Raw genomic sequence first — 16,794 nt, forward strand, 5'->3', positions numbered from 1 at the left:
TACCTAGCCGGCAAACGTGTAGGCGGTCTTTACCGTAGTGTAGAATTCCGCTGCGTAGCGGCCTTGCTCGCGCGGGCCGTAGCTCGACCCCTTGCGTCCGCCGAAAGGCACGTGGAAGTCGACGCCCGCCGTCGGCAGATTGACCATCACCATGCCGGCCTCCGAGTTGCGCTTGAAATGCGTGGCGTGCTTGAGGCTCGAGGTGCAGATGCCCGACGTCAGCCCGAACGGCGTGTCGTTGGCTACTGCCAGGGCCTCGTCATAGTCCTTGACGCGGATGACGTTGGCGACTGGTCCGAAAATCTCCTCGCGTGAAATGCGCATGGCGTTGGTGGCTTGCGTGAACAGCGCCGGTTGCAGGTAGAAGCCGCGGGTTTCGCGATCGAGCCGCTCGCCGCCGAAGGCGAGATCGGCGCCTTCCTGGCGGCCAATGGCGATATAGTCTTCGTCCTGTTTCAACTGGCTCTGGTCGACGACGGGTCCGATCTGGGTTTTCGCATCGAGAGCGTCGCCGACGACCAGCTTGGCGAGGCGATCTTTCATCGCATCGACGAAGCGGTCATGGATGCCGTCCGTCACGACCAGGCGGGACGACGCCGTGCAGCGCTGGCCGGTAGAGAAATATGCGCCATTGATCGCGCAGTCGACGGCGATGGCAAGATCTGCATCGTCGAGCACGACGAGCGGGTTCTTGCCGCCCATTTCGAGCTGGTACTTGCGCATGTGCTCGACGCTGGCGGCAGCCACGCGCTTGCCGGTGCCGACCGAGCCGGTGAAGGTGATGGCATTGAGGTCAGGGCTGTCGAGCATGGCCTGACCGACTACCGAACCCTTGCCCATGACGAGATTGAGCACACCCTTAGGCAGGCCGGCACGGTGCAATATGTCGACAATGGTCCAGGCGCTCTCCGGAACCAGCTCGGCCGGCTTGAAGACGATGGTGTTGCCGTAGGCCAGGGCAGGAGCGATTTTCCACGCCGGGATGGCGATCGGGAAATTCCACGGTGTGATGATGCCGACGACGCCGACTGCTTCGCGTGTGATCTCGACACCGACGCCGGGCCGCACGCTTGGAACCAGCTGGCCCGACAGGCGCAGCGTCTCACCAGCAAAGAAATCAAAGATCTGGGCGGCCCGCACGGTTTCGCCAATACCCTCGACCAGCGTCTTGCCCTCCTCGCGGGCCAACGCCCGGCCGATTTCATCTTTCCGCGCGGTGATCTCGTCCGACGCCTTCCTCAGCACCGCATGGCGTGCCAGCAAGCCCGATCGAGACCACGCCGGAAATGCCGCTTTCGCCGCTGCGATGGCCTGCCGCGCCTGCTCGGCGTCGCCCGACGCATATTCGCCGACCACGTCGTCGAGATTGGAAGGGTTGATGTTGCGGGAGTCGGCATCGCCCACCCACTCGCCATCGATGAGGTTCTTTCGAAACGGGATCATGTCGCTGTCTTCCTTGTCCTTCGATTGCCGTCTATCTGGACCACCGGCCGCCACACCGCAAGGCCGCCAGCGGCAAAGTTCTGCTCCTCGACAGGCATGTGCTAAGCAGGTTTCGGAAAAGTGTTCGATGGTTTTCCGATAAAAACCTGCGACAAGCAAAAGCCCAGCAGGCGAAGCTGCGCAAGCCTGCTTGGGTGTCGAGGTGGTAAACCATGATTCTAGTGCGGTGCGACGCGGATCGCGCCAGGAGGAAGCTGCCATGTCCGACAGCGCGTTGCCGCTGGTGATCAGCGCGCCCGAGCCACGCACGCTCGACCTGATTTTCACGCCCGAGGCACTGGCGAGATTCCGCGCCAGATACCGTATTGTCGAAACGTCGCCTGAAGGCGTCGCGGGCCTGCCACACGATGTGCTCGCCGAGGCGCGCTACATCGTCGGCCAGCCGCCGATCGCGCCGGAGACGCTGGAAAGAATGACGACGCTGCGCTGTGTCTTCAATGTCGAGAGCAACCTCATCAACAACATGCCGTATGAAACACTGTTTTCGCGCGGCATCCATGTCGTCACCACGGGCATGGTATTTGCCGAGCCGGTGGCCGAGCTCGGTCTTGCCATGGCGCTCAACCTCGCCCGCGACATCGTCGACGCCGATCTTGCGTTTCGTCATGGCAAGGAGCTGTGGGGCGGCGAGGGCAACCAGGCGGCGCGGCTTCTCTCCGGCACGGATGTCGGTATCATCGGCTTCGGCGATCTCGGCCGTGCGCTCAACCGGCTGCTGTCGGGCTTTCGCACGCGGACCAAGGTCTTCGATCCGTGGCTGCCGCCCTCGATCCTGGTCGAGAACGGCGTCGAGCCGGCTTCCCTCGACACGGTTTTGTCGAGTAGCGATTTCGTCTTCGTCGTCGCTTCGGTGACCAGCGAAAACCAGGGTTTTCTCGGCACTGAGGCCTTTGCCAGGATGCGCAAAGGAGCCGCCTTCATCCTGCTCAGCCGTGCCGGCGTGGTCGATTTTCCGGCGCTGATGGATGCAGTTCGCAGCGGCCACATTGTCGCCGCCAGCGATGTGTTTCCGCAAGAGCCGCTGGCGCAAGACCATCCTGTCCGCACGCTGCCCGGCTTCCTGCGCTCCGCCCACCGGGCCGGCGCGCTCGACATCGCTTTCAAGCGCATGGGCGACATGGTGCTGGAGGACATGGACTTGATCGACCGTGGCCTGCCGCCGATGCGGTCGAAGCGGGCCGAACGCGAGACCGTCTCGCGCATGCGTTCGAAGCCGGTCGACAAGAACTAAGCCGTCAATCCAGCGCCTGCGCGGGATACTCAGATGGTGAACGACCAAAACAGGCAGGCCAGCGTCGCTGCAGCGAAGACGACAAAGAACAGGCTTCTCAACAGGATATTGCGGCGCAGCTCGTTCATGAAGAGATGGCAGCCGATGACGGCGGCGACTAACAGGAACCGCCAATTCAGCAGTGCCGGCAAGATATTGCTTCGATCAAAAGCCCATCTGGCGGCGAGGCCGCCAATGATGGCCGCGAACAACACGATGACTGTCCAGAAGATCGCATCCGCAGCATGTGTCAGGACGATGCCGGCGACCCTGATCGGCAGGATCATCATCAGCAGCGCGCTGAAGAAGTACACGGCCGCGAGCGGGATAAACGTCCCGGCATCGGCGACGTCGTTCAGGCGTTCTGCGCCGATCGCACCAAAGGGATAGCCATGCCTGGCCACTGCCAGGCTGAGAGCTATCAGCAAAGCCGTCAAGATGGCCACCAATGCGAATGAAGTGAGGGCTTTGCTCATAAGGGTCCTGCTCGGAACGAATCGGATAAGGACCTTGGTAGCCCACGGTTTGTAAATTGCTGGTAAGCGCCGAGACCCGGCGTGACAGAGTTCTAATCCATGTCGCGCAAAAGCATGCCTTCGGGCCTGACCCGAGGGTGTGCAGCGGTTTTGCGATAACGACATGCATAAAACAACAACCTAACGCGCGTCGCATGACGCCGGTCAAACGCGACGCGCTTTAGACGCCCTCACTCCGCCGCGTGAAGGCGTCGCGCCTCGATGATGGTCCTGATCTCGGCGCGGCAGGAGCCGCAATTGGTGCCGGCATGCAAGGTGGCGCCGATCGCTTCGACGCTTACGCAGCCTCCGCGCACCGCTTCGGCGATCTGATTGGCGCCGACCCCGAAACAGGAGCAGACAACGGCACCACGATCGACACTGTTGCCGCCCGGCCGCCCCGCCACGATCGCCAGCCGCCCGCGCCGATCGGCATGGTCCGCGCTCAACTGCTCGACCGCCCAGCTGCGCGACACCGCGACCGGCTTGGGCGCAAGATAGAGCGCGCCAGTCAGCCGGCTGCCGGTAAAGCGGGCGAAGCGATAGTGCCCGCCGGCAGCGTCATGATAGGCGAGCGTCTCGCCTGGCGCGTCCGCCCCGAAAAGCGAAGCCGCGAAATCCGGCCAGTCCCGGTCGGCTTCCAGCGCAAGCTCGAGACGCCAGCCGGCAGCGCAGCGGGCGAGGCTCCAATAGTCGGCGTCGATCGAGGCTGGCCGTTCGGCAAGCACCGCGAAGCCGAACGCGACGGCAGCGAAGCGTTCCACCCGAGCGGCAACATTCTTCGAGGCCGGCTGTCCTGAAATCGGATCGGTGATGGGCGCCACCAGCGCATCGACGCGAGCTCGCGCGGAAAACTGGTCCGTCCAATGCATCGGCACGAAGACCGAGCCTTGCCGCTGCCGCGCCGTCACCAGCGCACGAAGCAGCACCTCGCCCTGCGCGCTCGAGACGCGGGCGATGTCGGCGTCGCCGATGCCGAAGTGCTGCGCATCCGCCGGGTGGATTTCGGCGAACGGCTCGGCCAGGTGCTGCGACAGCCGCGGGCTCTTGCCGGTTCGCGTCATGGTGTGCCAGTGGTCGCGAACCCGCCCGGTGTTGAGCACAAGCGGGAATTTTTCGTTCGTGCGGGTTTGCGGAACTGGACGGATCGGGATGAAGCGCGCTTTGCCATTGGGTGTGTAGAAGTTGCCGTTGGCGAAAAAGCGGGTGCTGGGTGAGCTATGTCCAGCTTGAACACCCCCCTCTGGCCTGCCGGCCATCTCCCCCTCAAGGGGGGAGATTGGCAGCTTCCGCTGGAGCGCCTTTTCTGCAACGTCGGCGATTGGCGAAAACGACGGTGACATCCGATCTCCCCCCTTGAGGGGGAGATGGCCGGCAGGCCAGAGGGGGGTGCCTGGGCTCGGCGCTGGCCATTGGAATGGCGCCAACTCCTCATACGTCTCCGCATCGACCCCAGCATATGCACCGATGTCGAAATCGCGGGCGCCGTCATTCTCGAATGCCGACAGCGCGGCGTGCTCGGCGAAGACATCGGCTGGCAACGCATGCGAAAACGCTTCGCCAAAACCCATCCGCCTGGCGACTTCGGCGACGATCCACCAGTCGGCCCTTGCCTCGCCGGGCGTGGCCAAAAAGGCGCGCTGGCGCGAGATGCGGCGCTCCGAATTAGTGACCGAGCCGTCCTTCTCGCCCCATGCGGCGGCGGGCAGCCGGACGTGGGCGTGGCGGACCGTGTCGGTCTTGGCCAATACGTCCGACACCGCGACAAACGGGCAGGCCTTGATCGCCGCCTCGACAGCATCGGCGTCCGGCATCGAGTCGACCGGGTTGGTTGCCATGATCCACAGCGCCTTGATGCGCCCATCGGCTACCGCCTGAAACATCTCGACCGCCTTCAGGCCGGGCTTTTCGGCGACGGTCGGTGCGCTCCAGAACCGCTGCACGCGGTCGCGGTGCTCGGGATTTTCGATCTCCATATGGGCGGCCAGCATGTTGGCCAAGCCGCCGACCTCGCGACCGCCCATGGCGTTGGGCTGGCCGGTCACCGAAAACGGTCCGGCGCCGGGCTTGCCGATGCGGCCGGTGGCGAGATGACAGTTGATGATGGCGTTGACCTTGTCGGTGCCCGAGGACGACTGGTTCACGCCCTGGCTGTAGACGGTCACCGAATTCGCCGTCGCGGCGAACAGGCTGTAGAAGCGGACAAGTTCATCCTCGCCGAGGCCCGTGGCAGCGGCGATGCCGGCAATGTCGAGCGCGGAAGCGGCAAAAAGGGCTTGCCCGAAGCCGGTCGTGTGCGCCGTGATGTAGTTGCGGTCCAACGCGTTGTGCTGGCCGAGATAGGCGAGCAGCCCTGTGAACAGCGCGACGTCGCCATCCGCCGCGATCGCCAGATGCATGTCGGCGATATCGGCGGTCATCGTGCGGCGCGGGTCGATCAGCACCACCTTCATCTCGGGCCGTTTTTCCCGGGCAGCGGCAATGCGCTGGTAAAGCACCGGATGGCACCAGGCGAGATTGGAGCCGACCAGCACGATCAGGTCGGCGAGTTCCAGATCCTCGTAGCTGCCCGGCACCGTGTCAGAGCCGAAGGCGCGGCGGTGGCCGACAACCGACGAGGCCATGCACAGCCGCGAATTGGTGTCGATATTGGCCGAGCCGATGAAGCCTTTCATCAGCTTGTTGGCGACATAGTAGTCCTCGGTCAGCAATTGACCGGAGACGTAGAAGGCGACCGCGTCGGGACCATGCTCGGCGATGGTCCGCGAGAAGGTCGAGGCGACGAGATCGAGCGCTTCGTCCCAGTCGGTGCGGCGACCGTGGATCTCCGGATAGAGCAGCCGTCCGTCGAGGTCGATCGTCTCGGCCAGTGCCGAGCCCTTGGAACAGAGCCGGCCGAAGTTCGCCGGATGCTCAGGATCGCCGCGAACGGTTACCTCACCGTTCGCGGCGACCTTCGCCAGCACGCCGCAGCCCACCCCGCAATAGGGGCAGGTGGTCCTCACCTCGCGCGCTTCGTCGATCTTCATGCTCAAGCCGCGCGACTGGCCAGCGCTTCCAGCGCAATGAATAGACGCTCTCCCTCGATCCGCACCGGAATGGTGCGCACCGCACCTTCGTCAGCGCCAAGCGCCTTGCCGGTTTCCAGCGAGATCACCCAATTGTGCAGGGGACAGGTCACCGCCGCGCCATGGACGATCCCCTGCGAGAGCGGTCCGCCCTTGTGCGGGCAATGGTCCTCGATGGCAAAGACCTGGTCCTCCGCCGTGCGGAAGACGGCGATCTTGCCTTGAGGCGTGGCGACGCAGCGCGCGCCGCGGCGCGGAATGTCCGAGAGCGTGCCGACAGCAATCCAATTCATCATGATCACTCCGCCGCCTGCGCGAAGCCGACCGAAGCCATCGGCCGGAATTCGTGTTTGTCCTTGCCGGAAACGCGTTCCGACCACGGGTCGACCTGCGCGAATCTCTGCGAAAAGACGAAGCGGTCGAAATAGGCCTTGCGCTTCTCGCCATCGTCCATGATCTGGCGCTTGATCTCGGCGATGCCGATGCGCTTGGCCCATTTGTAGATGCGCTCGAGATAGCGGCCCTGCTCGCGATACATCTGCGTCAGCGCCACGATATGCTCCAGTGCCTCGTCCTCGGTCTTGACCAGGCCGAGCACCTCGGTGCCCTTGATGTCGAGGCCGGCTGCCCCGGCGAAATGGATCTCGTAGCCTGAATCGACGCAGACCACGCCGACATCCTTGCAGGTTGCCTCAGCGCAGTTCCTTGGGCAGCCCGACACCGCCATCTTGACCTTGGCCGGCGTCCACGAGCCCCACATGAATTTCTCGATGCGGACGCCGAACCCCGTCGAATCCTGCGTGCCGAAGCGGCACCAGTCCGAACCGACGCAGGTCTTTACCGTGCGCAGTCCCTTGGCATAGGCGTGACCGGAGACGAAGCCGGCCTGACCAAGATCGGCCCACACCGCCGGCAGATCCTCCTTGCGGATGCCGAGCATGTCGATGCGCTGGCCACCGGTGACCTTGACCATTGGGATTTCGAATTTGTCGACGACATCGGCAATGGCGCGCAGTTCGGCCGCATTGGTGACGCCGCCCCACATGCGCGGCACCACCGAATAGGTGCCGTCCTTCTGGATGTTGGCGTGGACGCGCTCGTTGATGAAGCGCGACTGGTAGTCGTCGGCATACTCGTCCGGCCAGTCGCAGACGAGATAATAATTGAGCGCCGGCCGGCATTTGGCGCAGCCGCAGGAGGTGGTCCATTCCAGTTCCTGCATAACGGCGGGAATGGTCTTCAGGCCCTTGGCCTTGATCAGCCGGCGGACCTCATCATGGCCGAGCGTGGTGCAGCCGCACATCGGTTGCACCGCCGCCGGATTATATTTGTCGCCGATGGTAAGCACCATCAGCTTTTCGACCAGCCCGGTGCAGGAGCCGCAGGAGGCGGACGCCTTGGTGTGAGCGCGCACGTCGTCGAGCGAGGTCAGGCCTTTAGCCGTGATCGCGCCAGTGATCTTTCCCTTGCAAACGCCGTTGCAGCCGCAGATTTCCGCATCATTCGGCAAGGCTGCAACGGCCGCCATAGGGTCCAAGGAGGCGCCTCCCTGGTATGACTGGCCGAAGATAAGCGTGTCGCGCATTTCCGATATGTCGGTCTGCTTCTTCTTAAGGTCGTTGAACCAGGCGCCGTCCGCCGTCTCGCCGTAAAGCACGGTGCCGATGATGCGGTCATCCCTGAGCACCAGCCGTTTGTAGACGCCGGCGGCGGCATCGCGCAGCACGATCTCCTGGCGGTCCTCGCCCTCGGCAAAGTCGCCGAGCGAGAACAGCTCGATGCCGGTGACCTTGAGCTTGGTCGGCGTATCCATATGGACGAAAGCCGCCGCCTCGTTGCCGGCAAGCTGGCTGGCTGCGACGCGCGCCATCTCGTAGAGCGGCGCGACAAGCCCGTAGACCTGTCCGTTGACCTCGGCGCATTCGCCGAGCGCGTAGATATCGGGATCGTTGCTGCGCATGCCAGAGTCGACGACGATGCCGCGATTGACGGCAATGCCGGCGTCCTTCGCCAACGCCGCATTCGGCCTGATGCCCACCGCCATGACGACCAGCGTCGCCGGGATGATGGTTCCGTCGGCGAGTTCCACCTGCTCGACCTTGCCCTTGCCTGTGATCGCCTGGGTGTTGGCCTTGGTGATGACCTTGATGCCGCGTTGCTCGACAGCTCGCTGCAGCAGATAGCCGGCGGCCGGATCAAGCTGACGCTCCATCAGCGTCGGCATGACGTGCAGCACGGTGACGTCCATGCCTTGCGAGTTCAAGCCCGCTGCCGCCTCCAGCCCGAGTAAACCCCCGCCGATGACCACGGCCTTGGCTCGCGACTGGGCGGCAAGCAGCATGGCCTGGACGTCGTCGAGATCGCGATAGGTGAGCACGCCCGGCAGATCGTGGCCGGGCACCGGAATGATGAACGGCACCGAGCCGGTGGCGATGACGAGCTTGTCATAAGACTCGGTGACGCCGTGGTCGGAAGTGACCGTCTTCGCCGTCCGGTCGATGGCGACGATCTTGTGGCCCTTGTAGAGGGTGATGCCGTTGGCGATGTACCAGCCGTCGCCATGGATGATGATCTCTTCGAAGGCCTTCTCACCCGACAGCACCGGCGACAGCATGATGCGGTCGTAATTGACCCGCGGCTCGGCGTTGAAGATGGTGACCTGGTAGCGACCGGGCACCTGTTCGAAAAGGTGCTCCAGCATCCGCCCGGGCGCCATGCCGTTGCCGATGATGACGAGTTTTTCGGTCATTTGAGCTACTCCGCGGCTTCGACGAAGCGGTGGCGTTCGTAGAGGAACTTCAGCACCGCCTCGCGGCAGCGCAGGAAGGTCCGGTCGGAGGAAAGCTCGACGCGGCGGCGCGGCCGGGCCAGCGGCACGGCAAGCACCTCGCCGATGGTCGCCGCCGGGCCGTTGGTCATCATCACGATGCGGTCGGACAACAGCACCGCTTCGTCGACGTCGTGGGTGATCATGATCGTCGTCGAGCCAAGCCTCGAATGGATATCCATCACCGCGTCCTGCAGATGCGCGCGCGTCAGCGCGTCGAGCGCACCGAAGGGCTCGTCGAGCAGCAGGATCTTAGGCTCCATGGCCAGCGCGCGGGCGATGCCGACGCGCTGCTTCATGCCGCCCGAAATCTCGGCCGGCCGCTTGTCCCTGGCATGCGCCATCTGCACGAGGTCGAGATTGCGCATGATCCAGTCGTGCCGTTCGGCTCGGCTCCTGGTGCGGCCGAACACCTTCGACACCGCCAGGTTGATGTTTTCGTAGACGGTGAGCCATGGCAGCAGGCTGTGGTTCTGGAACACCACGGCGCGTTCAGGACCGGGGCTGTCGACCTCCTTGTTTTCGAGCAGGACGGCTCCGGCGGTCACTTTCGTCAGCCCGGCGATCAGGTTGAGCAAGGTCGACTTGCCGCAGCCGGAATGGCCGATGATCGAGACGAATTCGCCCTTGTCGATGGTCAGCCGGATGTCTTTCAGCACCTCGCTGACCTGGCCGCCGCGGGCGAAGGACTTGTCGATATGGTCGAGTTTCAGATAGGCCGTCATTGCCCTCTCCTCACTTTGCCGTTGTGCCGCGGGTGACGAAGGCGCCGACCGCCGCGACCAGGCGGTCGAGGCAAAAGCCGGTGACGCCGATATAGGCGAGCGCAACGATGATGTCGGGCAGCCGCGACGAGTTCCAGGCGTCCCAGATGAAGAAGCCGATGCCGACGCCGCCGGTCAGCATTTCGGCGGCGACGATGGCAAGCCAGGACAGACCGATGCCGATGCGCAGGCCGGTGAAGATGTAAGGTGCCGCGGCCGGCACCATGATCTTCACGAAGAATTCGAGCTGGTTGAGCCTGAGGATGCGCGAGACGTTGCGATAGTCCTCTGGAATGTTGCGAACGCCGACGGCGGTGTTGATGATCACTGGCCAGATCGAGGTGATGAAGATGACGAAGATCGCCGACGGGCTGGAGTCGCGGAAAGCGGCCAGCGACAGCGGCAGCCAGGCGAGCGGCGGCACGGTGCGCAGAATCTGGAACACCGGGTCGAGACCGCGCATCGCCCAGATCGACTGGCCGACCAGCGCGCCGAGCGCAACGCCGACAATTGCAGCCAGGCCGAAGCCGATGGCGACGCGCTGCAGCGAGATCAGCACCCGCCAGGCCAGTCCGATATCCTGCGGACCATAATCGAAGAACGGATGGGCGATCAGATCGTAGGCCTCGGTCCATACCTGGCTAGGCGGCGGCAAGCTGGCGTTGGGCGACGAGCAGGCGATCTGCCAGATGACGAGCATGACCACGATGACGACTGCCGGCGGCACCAGCGTGCTCGCCAGCTTGCCGGCGATCGCGCCGGGTTCGAAGCGGCGCCTCACCTTGGCGGTGAAAGCTATGACCTCTGCGGGTTTGGCAGGCGTGGGGAACGCCTTCACCTTGGGGTTCTCGATGGCTTGGATAGACATTTCGCAAAAAGCTCCTTGAGCATTGGACCGACAGGCGGCGCCAAGTGGCGGCGCTGCCGGCGACGTCAGGCCGATGCCTTGATCTTCAGGCTGTCGAGATAGGCGGACGGATTGGCCGGATCGAAGATCTTGCCGTCGAAGAAGGTTTCGACACCGCGCGATGAAGACGCCGGGATGTCTGCCGCAGCGACGCCGAGAGCCTTCGCCGCCTCGCGCCACAGATCTTCGCGGTTGACCTGATCGACCAGCGCCTTGATGTCGGTGGTCGCCGCGAATTTGCCCCAGCGGATGTTCTCGGCGAGGAACCAGCTGTCGTGGCTCTTGAACGGATAGGACACACCGCCCTTCCAGAACTTCATGTAGAGGTCGGTGCCGGTGGCGACGCGGTCATTGCCATAGTTGATGTCGCCCTTGAGGCGGCCGATGATGTCGGCGGTCGGCACGTTCATCCATTGCCGCTTGCCGATGATGGCCGCCATCTCGTCCTTGTTTTCCATGGCTTCGCACCATTGCTGGGCTTCCATGACGGCCATCAGGATCGCCTTGGTGGCGTTCGGGTTCTTGTCGATGAAGGCGGCGCGCAGGCCGAGCGCCTTTTCCGGATGGCCCTTCCAGAGTTCGCCGGTTGTGGTCGCGGTGAAGCCGACGCCCTGATGGACGAGCTGCTCGTTCCACGGCTCGCCGACGCAGAACACGTCCATGTTGCCGACCTTCATGTTGGCGACCATCTGCGGCGGCGGCACGACGATGGTCGAGACATCCTTGTCGGGATCGATGCCGCCGGCAGCCAGCCAGTAGCGCAACCAGAGATCATGGGTGCCGCCTGGGAAGGTCATGGCGGCTTTCACCTCCTTGCCTTCGGCCTTCTTGGCCGCGAAGGCTTCCTTCAGCTTGGAGGCATCGAGGCCGACGCCGGTGCCGGCATATTCCTGCGCGACGGAAATCGCCTGGCAGTCGTAGTTGAGTCGCGCCACGATCGCCATCGGCATCGGCTGGTTGTTCTGCGTCACCTTGCCGGTGTGCATCAGGTAAGGCATCGGCGTCAGGATATGGGCGCCGTCGATGCCGTTGGCTTCGCCGCCGAGCATCAGGTTGTCGCGGGTCGCGCCCCAGGAGGCCTGCTTGAGCACCTCGACATCGGGCATGCCGAATTTTTCGAACAGGCCCTTCTGCTTGGCGATCATCAGCGGTGCGGCATCGGTCAGCGCGATGAAGCCGAGCTTGGCGCCCGTCACTTCCGGCGAGGCGGTCGCGGCATAGGCGCCGGACGGCAGCAGCGCGCGCGCCGCCGCCAGCGTTGCCGCAGTGGCCGCGCTCATCATCAGGAAATCGCGGCGGGTGACGCCCTTGAGGGCGGATTGGGTTTTGATGCGTTTCGTCATCGTCATCTCCGTTGGGCGCGGCTTGGGATCTGCGCCGTCGATTGCGTGTTCGACCAAAAACAAAAAAGCCGCCGGCCAGGCCATTACGTCCGTTGATCCGGATCGCGTGTTGACCTGAGCGGCAGCTTTGCCTGTGGCGCCCGCCATTGGACGCCGTATTCCGTGGCCTGAAGGCCTATGGAACACTATGCAGGAACCGTGCCACTTGGAAAAAACGACCGATTAAGCAATAAAAACAATCGAGCGCGCGGGCGTGAAGGCTGGAGCGCCGGATTGTCGATGCTCATGCGGCAGTCACATTCATTGTGCAGTGGCACAAAAATTGTGCAGTGCACGATAGTGCGCAAGGAATGCTCAGAGCATGGCCCAGTCGCGGACAGCGAGATATTCGTCGATCCTGTCCGGATCGAAGATGCGGCCGTCGAAGAACCCATCCGGACCAAGGACGAGGCTGGCGCCGGCCGAGCCTACCGGGGTGGCAGCGGTCAGCGCCCCCTCGACCTTGGCGTTGGCTCCCGGCAGGGCGACACCGAGCGGCTTCAGCGCTGCGCGATAGAGGTCGGGCCGGTAGGTGTCGCGCGCGAGCGCCATGTGGGCAGCGCTGTGCTTGACCTGCCCCCAACGGACCATCTGCGTGTAGAACCACAGCGCGTGGCTTTTCCACGGAAAATTTGCCGCCTTGCCGAAAGCCAGAAAGAAGTCCTCGACGGTCAGTTCGGCGCCGCCGCCCAGCGCCAGATGTCCGGTCAGGATCGGCATCTGCAGCGCCGGCGAAAGGCCGAGGAAGGAAGGCTGCGCCATCAGGGCGGCCAGTTCGCCGCGGTTTGCCGGATCCTGGCACCAGCGCGCGGCGTGATGGAGCGCGCGCAGCAGCGCCGAAAGGGCTTCCGGGTGTTTTTCGGCCCAAGCCTTGCGCACGCCGACGACTTTCTCGGGGCTGGTCTTCCAGATGGTGGCCTTGACCGTGGCGATATGGCCGGTTCCGGCGACGACCGAGGCGCTGTTCCACGGTTCGCCGGCGCAGTAGCCGTCGATCCTGCCGGCGGCGAGTGCGTCGGCCATGAAGGGCGGCGGCACGATGACGATTTCTATTTCGCGCGACGGATCGATGCCGCAGGCGGCGAGCCAGTAGCGCAGTTCGTAATTGTGTCCGGAGTGCGGATGCACGACCGCAAAGCGCAGCGGGTCGCGACCGGCATTTGCCCGTTCACGGATCAGCGCTCCCAAGGCCTTGCCGGCGCGCGCCGGATCGAGGTCGGGCAAAGCGCCGTGCTCGGCCATGCCCGCCCAGAGCGTGTTCGAAACCGTAACGCAGTTGCCGCCCAGTCCCAGCGAGAACGGCACGATCGTATCGGAGGCGAGTGGGGTGAGTCCGAGATTGCAGGCGATCGGCATCGGCCCCAGCATATGCGCCAGATCGAAATGCCCGATCGCGATGCGGTCGCGGATATTGGCCCAGGACGTTTCGCGACTAAGCGTCAGGTCGACGCCTTCGCGCGCGGCAAAGCCGATCTCCTTCGCTGCGACAAGAACGGCGCTGTCGAAGAGCGGCATGAAACCGGCATTGATCTGGTGTTCGGCCGCCATGCTCAACTCTCTCCGGAATCCAGAAGGCCTGCCGCCGTCACCAGGCTCTGTGCGATTTCGCTTATCTTGCGGTTCTGGTTCATGGCGGTCTTGCGCAAAAGCGCATAGGCCGCGTCCTCCGACAGGCAGCGCGACCGCATCAGGATGCCCTTGGCGCGGTCGATGACCTTGCGGTCCTCTAATTCACTGCGGGCTTCCTCCAGTTCGCGCGCCATCCGCGAGAACGCGTTGAAGCGGCTGATCGCCATGTCGAGGATCGGCTTGACGCGCTCCTGGCGCAGCCCGTCGACGACATAGGCGGAGACCCCCGCTTCCACCGCAGCTTCGATCGAAGCCTGATCCGACCGGTCCACGAACATGGCGATCGGCCGCTTCACCACGCGCGAAAGTTGGAACATGTTTTCAAGCATATCGCGGTTGGGATTTTCGAGATCGATGACGATCACGTCCGGTTCGATCTCGGCAATGCGCCGCGCTATTCCCGCAACATCGTGAAGGACCGTGACCTGCTCATGCCCGGCCTCCCGCAATCCCGCCTCGATGATGGAGGCGCGGATGTGGTTTTCGTCGATCACCAGGACGGTGAGGGATTTCCGGATCATGCCGCATTTTGCGCACGGCGCGCGATTGTGCAATGCGGCATGGTAAGAATTGACCCAGTTACCGCTTCGGGAACTGCCCTAAGTTGGCGGAGGTGACGCGTTAAGCTTCTTAAACGCCATTCATAGCGTCTGCTTTGCTTTTGTATCGACCGCGCTATTTTTCAGTTTTGCGACCTTGTCTCGCTGACTAGACGATTGGAGGTTTCCATGGATCGGCGATCATTTTTGACAGGAATGTTTGGCATTGCTGGGGCAGCAGCCCTTGTGAGCGCAGTCCGGCCAATCAACGCGGTAGCCGGCGTACCGAGCGCCAGAAGTGGCATCCTCGATGAACTCGACGCGCCGGATACGGAAGCCTTCGAGGATGAAAATACTCAAGCGGAGCCGGTCCGCCATAGACGCTGGCACCGCAGGCGGCGGCGCCGGCGGCGGACTTGGAGAAGGGTCTGTCGTCGTGCCTGGCGGTATGGCCGTCTGCGCAGACGGTGCTTTCGCAGGCCTGTTTGGGTTTGGGCCTGGTATTACTAGCAGTTAGGGTGCTGAAAACCCCGGTGGTTGCCGGGGTTTTCAGCCTCAGACTAGCCGGATACGGGAAAATTTTTCAGGAACCGTGCGAGTTGTCGGGCCTGCCAGTAAAGGAAAATAACAGGAATGCCCCGAGCCTGCTGACTTCCCCGCGCGCAGGCATCCACCAGTTAACCGGGCATTCCTTCATGAAATCAACTGCTTAAGGCTTGGCGTGCTTCGACGCTACCGCTTTTTTAGCGTCAGTCTCGGGGGGTCTAAAATAGAGCGAATTAGACGGGGGAGTAAAATTCGAAAGCGCTGCATTCTCAATCGGTTGCCGGCCAGGCACGGGGCGCCGCGCCTAAAGTAGGGGGAAACAGATGATTTTTGTCGGGCCCTAAAAGACCAAGCCGCCGCTTTTCTGCGCAATACGCGCGGAATTTTCGGAGGCAGTCATAGTCGGAAAGGAAAACACCACCTCTCGGCTTGCACGGCTGCCTTATCGCGGGTTACCAATCCGGATTGTCATCGAGCCAATATGCTCCAAAACAGCCGAATTGGGGCGGGAGATCCAGTCGCCGTTTGGCGTCAAATGCCATCTCAGAAACAGTCCAGAGTGAGTTGTTCTCCCTCACATTAGGAACGATGGTGTACCCTTCCTCGACAATCGTCAGTTTCAATTCCTCGAAGTGCCTTTTGAAGCCGCTCTTAATTTGGCTCCGTGGATACCGCCGCCCGTGCATGCATTGTTGCTTCAGAATGTCGGAATACAGCCGGGCACTGGCCGTTCTCACTGCTTCTTCGGCGATCGGCTTGTAAGGAAGCCTGTCATTGGACCAGCATTGTCCTGCCGACGCCACCAGCATCGCGGCAAACAGGCCTGCCAGGAAGTTCCCCACGTTGGTCCCTCCCGACCAAGGAGGTATGTTAGTCTCAATCGAAACCGTGCTGCCATCAATGCACAGTCAGTCCAATCAGCCGGCGGGCTTGTAAACCCTTGCAGCTTTGTTGGCCGCTGCGAGCACCGCCTTCATGTCGAGCTCTTCGAGGACAACGAGGTCGGTTACCGAGCCGCTTGCCCGCACCGCCAGGGCTAGCCCCATCCCAGCGGCCTGGTCCGGCACCTCAGCATTTACCACGATATCATAGGCGCCGCGAGTAAACATCACACCGAAAACCTTGCCGCCAACACTTTAAAAAGCGCCTTGATTGCAGCTTCTCGGTCTGAGCCCTGTATCAATCCTTTATAGGCATTGGGTGCATAGTTTGCCAATATAGTGACTTTCATGGGTGTTCCTCCAAAGCTTATACTCGTGTCGTATCAATATTTGACCAACACGGAGTTATTTATCTTTTCGCTACCAATTTACAGTGGTCTGTGAATGGCCCGACAGCCTTCGGCCGCCAGGCATAACCGGGTCGTGAGCTCTCGCACTCGCCGGCTGGAGCGAATTATAGGCGATTTCATGCATCATTGCTAATTTAGTAAATGATCTTGATCCGTTCCCCTAGCCACCAGATGGGACGGCCTAGACTCGATTCCGTGCGTATTCGCTGATGGAAACGGTGGCTTGAGCCTAGTTCACCGGCCTGTCCCCCGTGCCATACCGCGCGTGTGATAGGGACGGCCCGACAGCCGCTGCGGAGTAGGCAACGGACCGGGCTTTGGCCAGCGCTTTCCCCTCATGAACCTTCAACGGTTGATCCTGCGCTTGCGCCATCATATCAGACAAGCCTAATGAAAATCATGATCTGGCCATTGAGGGGGCGCGGCGGCGCATTCGGGTTGGGCGCTAGCATCGCCGCAGCCTGCGCTTTCGGAATGCCGTTGGCGTCGGCACATGATGACTGGTACGAAAAACAGTGCTGCCACGACCAGCATTGCGAGCCGATGGCAGACG

The 16,794-nt window shown here is 62.8% G+C and carries 15 protein-coding genes; 2 read left to right on the forward strand and 13 right to left on the reverse strand.

What is annotated here, in order from left to right; all coding sequences use genetic code 11:
* Nucleotides 1-3: 3 nt before the first annotated feature.
* A complete protein-coding gene (locus NMG80_RS07540) occupies nucleotides 4-1,440 on the reverse strand; it encodes an aldehyde dehydrogenase family protein (RefSeq protein ID WP_254017547.1) in 1,437 nt (478 codons plus the stop codon).
* Between the two features lie 262 nt (nucleotides 1,441-1,702).
* Between NMG80_RS07540 and NMG80_RS07545 the strand changes: the two genes are divergently transcribed.
* Nucleotides 1,703-2,734, forward strand: coding sequence for a hydroxyacid dehydrogenase (locus NMG80_RS07545; protein WP_254017530.1), 1,032 nt, complete (start codon nucleotides 1,703-1,705; stop codon nucleotides 2,732-2,734).
* Between the two features lie 29 nt (nucleotides 2,735-2,763).
* Here the strand turns inward: NMG80_RS07545 and NMG80_RS07550 are convergent, their stop codons facing one another.
* The 7 genes from NMG80_RS07550 to NMG80_RS07580 all read right to left on the reverse strand — a co-directional run bounded on the left by NMG80_RS07550 (nucleotide 2,764) and on the right by NMG80_RS07580 (nucleotide 12,197).
* Entirely contained in the window at nucleotides 2,764-3,249 is a 486-nt protein-coding gene (locus NMG80_RS07550) for a hypothetical protein (RefSeq protein WP_254017531.1), read from the reverse strand.
* Nucleotides 3,250-3,479: 230 nt separating this feature from the next.
* Entirely contained in the window at nucleotides 3,480-6,317 is a 2,838-nt protein-coding gene (locus NMG80_RS07555; protein WP_254017532.1) for a nitrate reductase, read from the reverse strand.
* 2 nt (nucleotides 6,318-6,319) lie between these two features.
* Nucleotides 6,320-6,649, reverse strand: a complete 330-nt coding sequence (gene nirD / locus NMG80_RS07560; RefSeq protein ID WP_254017548.1) for a nitrite reductase small subunit NirD — start codon at nucleotides 6,647-6,649, stop codon at nucleotides 6,320-6,322.
* A gap of 5 nt (nucleotides 6,650-6,654) precedes the next feature.
* Nucleotides 6,655-9,105 carry a nitrite reductase large subunit NirB gene (nirB, locus tag NMG80_RS07565; RefSeq protein ID WP_254017533.1) on the reverse strand — a complete coding sequence of 817 codons (2,451 nt, stop codon included), beginning with the start codon at nucleotides 9,103-9,105 and terminating at the stop codon, nucleotides 6,655-6,657.
* Between the two features lie 5 nt (nucleotides 9,106-9,110).
* Entirely contained in the window at nucleotides 9,111-9,908 is a 798-nt protein-coding gene (locus tag NMG80_RS07570) for an ABC transporter ATP-binding protein (RefSeq protein ID WP_077376831.1), read from the reverse strand.
* A 10-nt stretch (nucleotides 9,909-9,918) separates the two neighbouring features.
* On the reverse strand, nucleotides 9,919-10,815 hold the full coding sequence (gene ntrB, locus NMG80_RS07575; RefSeq protein ID WP_254017534.1) for a nitrate ABC transporter permease: 897 nt from the start codon (nucleotides 10,813-10,815) through the stop codon (nucleotides 9,919-9,921).
* Between the two features lie 65 nt (nucleotides 10,816-10,880).
* Nucleotides 10,881-12,197, reverse strand: a complete 1,317-nt coding sequence (locus tag NMG80_RS07580; protein WP_254017535.1) for a CmpA/NrtA family ABC transporter substrate-binding protein — start codon at nucleotides 12,195-12,197, stop codon at nucleotides 10,881-10,883.
* On the opposite strand from NMG80_RS07580, the gene NMG80_RS37005 reads away from it, so the two are divergent.
* Nucleotides 12,184-12,315, forward strand: coding sequence for a hypothetical protein (locus tag NMG80_RS37005; RefSeq protein WP_301942979.1), 132 nt, complete (start codon nucleotides 12,184-12,186; stop codon nucleotides 12,313-12,315). The genes NMG80_RS07580 and NMG80_RS37005 overlap by 14 nt on opposite strands.
* Nucleotides 12,316-12,551: 236 nt before the next feature.
* Here the strand turns inward: NMG80_RS37005 and NMG80_RS07585 are convergent, their stop codons facing one another.
* From NMG80_RS07585 to NMG80_RS37010, 5 genes are all read right to left on the reverse strand, one after another.
* On the reverse strand, nucleotides 12,552-13,784 hold the full coding sequence (locus NMG80_RS07585) for a CmpA/NrtA family ABC transporter substrate-binding protein (protein ID WP_254017536.1): 1,233 nt from the start codon (nucleotides 13,782-13,784) through the stop codon (nucleotides 12,552-12,554).
* A gap of 2 nt (nucleotides 13,785-13,786) precedes the next feature.
* On the reverse strand, nucleotides 13,787-14,386 hold the full coding sequence (locus tag NMG80_RS07590; protein WP_254017537.1) for an ANTAR domain-containing response regulator: 600 nt from the start codon (nucleotides 14,384-14,386) through the stop codon (nucleotides 13,787-13,789).
* Between the two features lie 1,016 nt (nucleotides 14,387-15,402).
* On the reverse strand, nucleotides 15,403-15,792 hold the full coding sequence (locus NMG80_RS07595) for a hypothetical protein (RefSeq protein ID WP_254017538.1): 390 nt from the start codon (nucleotides 15,790-15,792) through the stop codon (nucleotides 15,403-15,405).
* Nucleotides 15,793-15,867: 75 nt separating this feature from the next.
* The gene (locus NMG80_RS07600) at nucleotides 15,868-16,059 is read right to left on the reverse strand and encodes a hypothetical protein (RefSeq protein WP_254017539.1); all 192 of its coding nucleotides are present in this window, start codon (nucleotides 16,057-16,059) and stop codon (nucleotides 15,868-15,870) included.
* Nucleotides 16,059-16,181 carry a hypothetical protein gene (locus tag NMG80_RS37010; RefSeq protein WP_301942981.1) on the reverse strand — a complete coding sequence of 41 codons (123 nt, stop codon included), beginning with the start codon at nucleotides 16,179-16,181 and terminating at the stop codon, nucleotides 16,059-16,061. The genes NMG80_RS07600 and NMG80_RS37010 overlap by 1 nt, the downstream gene beginning before the upstream one ends.
* Between the last annotated feature and the right edge of the window lie 613 nt (nucleotides 16,182-16,794).

Origin of the sequence: Mesorhizobium escarrei (assembly GCF_935825525.1) — a bacterium.
Taxonomy (GTDB): Bacteria; Pseudomonadota; Alphaproteobacteria; order Rhizobiales; family Rhizobiaceae; genus Mesorhizobium; species Mesorhizobium escarrei.